Annotated in this window: 1 protein-coding gene; it reads left to right on the forward strand. The window is 33.6% G+C overall.

The genetic code is table 11. The features are described 5' to 3' along the window. Positions 1–485, forward strand: a 485-nt coding sequence (locus Q4487_RS17020; RefSeq protein ID WP_303571930.1) for a gliding motility-associated C-terminal domain-containing protein, incomplete at its 5' end; no start/stop codon positions are given. Positions 486–569 lie beyond the last annotated feature (84 nt).

Consider the following 569-nt stretch of genomic DNA (forward strand, 5'->3'; position numbering starts at 1 on the left):
CTCTTGATGATACTGATTGTGATATGGACGGATTAACCAATGCTCAAGAAGCAGATTTAGGTACTGATCCTTTTAATCCTGATTCTGATGGTGATTTAATTCTTGATGGTAAAGAAGTTGATGATGAAACTGATCCTCTTGATCCTTGTGATAATATTGGTGGTACTCCTCCGGCTGGGGCTGCTTGTGATATCTCTATTTACAACGACCTTGTTGGTCCTGGTGTAGATGATGGTTACTTTAGAATTATTAATATTGAGCAGTTTCCGAACAATACTGTACAAATCTATAACAGATGGGGAGTTATTGTTTTTGAAACTAAGTCTTACGATCGTGGTACTAATGTATTTAAAGGTATTTCTAATGGTAGAGTGGTTGTGAAGAAAAACGAAACACTACCGGCTGGAGTTTATTACTACATTATTAACTACAATAATAACGGTCTAAACAAATCTAAAGCTGGATATTTATATCTAAACAGGTAATTTTAAACACAACCATTAAACGCATAAATCATAAATTATGAGAAAATTATTAGTTAGTATTGTTTTAGTTTTTCTTGCTGTGCA

Source organism: Cellulophaga sp. 3_MG-2023 (genome assembly GCF_030546975.1).
GTDB lineage: Bacteria > Bacteroidota > Bacteroidia > Flavobacteriales > Flavobacteriaceae > Cellulophaga.